Raw genomic sequence first — 2,873 nt, 5'->3', positions numbered from 1 at the left:
TATTTTATAGGAATTTTAAAATAACTAGGTTATGCAAGAAGTCTAATATAAAAAATAAGACTTTAGTCCTATTTTTTATATTTTTTGAGATATTTTATTAATTTTAAAGGCTATTTAGGTATTTAATACATTTATCTGTGTTCGTTGCTTTATTTTATTAAAAAATAAAGATTACCTAACATGTCCAATTTTCTTATTTTGATTTACTTATTTGTCTACTTAAGACATTTTTAATAATAACATACATTTTTGAAATTGCAAGATTTTAAAAGTAATTTTTTTGTTTTAGACAAATAAAAAAATTAATTGAAGAAAAATGAACAGCCTATAAGAAACTTCAATTAATTTTTAAAAACGTATGAAAAACAAACTTTAAGATTATTTTAGATTTAAATATTGTCACAAAATACAAATTTTAGCACAAAAGGAAAGGCTAGAATAATTTAAGAAAAATATAAATGTAACAATATTTATTTTTCATACATAAATATTATAAACTATATTTTTCTAATAATCAATTAATTTTATAAAAAATACGATAAAAATAAGGTACTTTTTAATCAGTGTTAGGAATATATTAAAAAGTGATATAATATTTCAGGAAGTAGGGTGGTATTATGCATGACGGTATTTTTTTAATCAATAAACCAACAGGAGAAACAAGTAATCAGGTTATTCAAGAAATTAAACAAAAATTGCAGATTAATAAAATTGGTCACGCAGGAACATTAGACCCATTAGCAACAGGATTATTAGTTGTTTTAGTGAATAATGCTACGAAAATGAGTGAATATTTGTTAACAGCAGATAAAGCGTATGATGTTGAAATGCGATTATTTGTTGAGACAGATACTGGTGATATTACTGGGAATGTGCTTAATGAAACAGCACCATTTAAGATTCAAAAGAAAATATTAAAAAAAATCTTTAATGAATTTAATGGATTTATGTATGAACAATATCCACCAAAATATTCTGCTATTAAAGTTAATGGTAAAAAACTTTACGAGTATGCACGCCAAGATAAAGAAGTAAAAATTAAACCACGAACTGTTACAATTAAGACAATTAAATTAAAAAAATATGATGCACATAATCATACAATTAAATTTAGTGTGTTATGTACTAAAGGAACATATATTAGAAGTTTAGTGACTGATATTGCGGCAAAATTCAATACTATTGCTACTGTTACAGTTTTATGCCGTACGCAATCAGGAAATTTTATGCTATCTAAAGCAATTAACCCTGAAGCAGTAAATTTTAATGAGTTAATATCGATGTATGATGCTTTATTTATTAATAATCAACAATTATTACTTTATCATCATGATGAAGAAATTCGGCAAGGAAAACCTATTGTTATTATTAATCATACTGACCCAATTATTTTTATTATTGATAAAAATAAAAATGTTTTAGCAATTTATAAACATATTGGAAAACATGTTTATGCCTGTCAACGTGGACTATGAGGACATATTGAACCTAAAAACCAAGATGACAGAGAGAAGGATAATCATTATTAATGAAAACTTTAGTATGAAATAAACCAAGTGATAAAAAACCAAAAGTTGCTTGTTTAGGTTTGTTTGATGGGTTTCATCAAGGTCATTTAAAATTAATTACACGTTTAATGGAGATTAAAAAACAGTATAACCTTGCAACATTATTTTTTACTATGTCACAAAGTGTTAGTGATTTTTTACAACAAACAAATACAAAAATAGTAGATAATCATTCAAAACAACAAATTGTTGAAAAATTAGGATTTGATTATTATTTAGAAGTGCCGCTTAGTACTGCATTTATAAATTTATCTGCACAACAATTTTTAACAATTTTAAAAAAACAATTTAATGTTACAAAAATTATCATTGGCTCTGATTTTCGGTTTGGAAAAAATCGTGAAAGGGATTTTAATGATATTATTGCTTTTTTTGGTCAAGAAAATGTTTATTTAATTACTCGCCAAGATAATTTGTTTTCTTCAACAACAATTCGAAATTTTTTATTAAAATATGATTTAGCATCAGCAAATAAATTATTGTATGAAGATTATAATTTACGTGGAGAAGTAAAACCAGGAAAACAATTAGGACGAACAATTAATTTTCCAACGGCAAATATTTATTTGCCACAAAAAGTAATTTTACCCTATGGTGTTTATGTAACAAAAACATTAGCACAAGGTAAACTTTATCCTTCAATGACATCTTATCGGTTATTTGAAGGGAAAGAAGTTGTTGAAACATATTTGCTAAATGTTAATTTGGATTTATATGGTCAGGAAATCATTGTTTATTTTAAAAAATATCTTCGAGAAAATATTAAAATTAATAATTTAGCAGAATTAGTTACGCTTTTAGAACAAGATTTAGTTAATACCCTTGCTTTTTTTGCTAAAAAAGCATAATATTAATAAGGTTGTTATTTCGTTGATTTAAGATAACCCTTTCTTAAATTCTTTGTTTTAACATAATAAGCCACTAAATGAAGGGAGAAAATAATAATGGTTTCAAAAGAAAAAAAAGCAGAATTAGTTACAAAGTTTGGTCAAAATGCCAAAGATACTGGTTCAACAAAAGTTCAAATTGCAATCTTAACAGAAGATATTAATAATTTAACCGAACACTTAAAAGTACATCGAAAAGATATTGTATCAAGAAGAAGTTTATTGCAAAAAGTAGCACAAAGAAAACACTTGCTTGCATATTTAACCAAAACTAATTTTAATGAATATAAAGCAATCATTGAAACATTAGGAATTAGAAAATAAGGTTTAAGGTTTTTAACCTTTTTTTCTAAAGTTTAATATGGAGTATAATAGACTTCTTGCATAACCTATTAAAATAATTATAAATATTTTTAAA

The 2,873-nt window shown here is 24.5% G+C and carries 3 protein-coding genes; all 3 read left to right on the top strand.

Annotated elements, in window-relative coordinates; translation table 4 throughout:
• The first annotated feature begins 617 nt into the window (after window positions 1-617).
• The 3 genes from truB (at window position 618) to rpsO (ending at window position 2,779) form a co-directional block, all read left to right on the top strand.
• Window positions 618-1,529, top strand: a complete 912-nt coding sequence (truB, locus tag EHU54_RS05265) for a tRNA pseudouridine(55) synthase TruB (protein WP_400249327.1) — start codon at window positions 618-620, stop codon at window positions 1,527-1,529.
• A complete protein-coding gene (gene ribF / locus EHU54_RS05260; protein ID WP_400249326.1) occupies window positions 1,529-2,416 on the top strand; it encodes a riboflavin biosynthesis protein RibF in 888 nt (295 codons plus the stop codon). The genes truB and ribF overlap by 1 nt, the downstream gene beginning before the upstream one ends.
• 96 nt (window positions 2,417-2,512) lie before the next feature.
• Entirely contained in the window at window positions 2,513-2,779 is a 267-nt protein-coding gene (gene rpsO / locus EHU54_RS05255; protein WP_400249325.1) for a 30S ribosomal protein S15, read from the top strand.
• Window positions 2,780-2,873: the final 94 nt, after the last annotated feature.

The sequence above is a fragment of the Spiroplasma sp. ald genome, from assembly GCF_044714355.1.
Classification (GTDB): domain Bacteria; phylum Bacillota_I; class Bacilli_A; order Mycoplasmatales; family Mycoplasmataceae; genus Spiroplasma; species Spiroplasma phoeniceum.
This window is presented reverse-complemented; position numbering and strand designations above follow the sequence as displayed.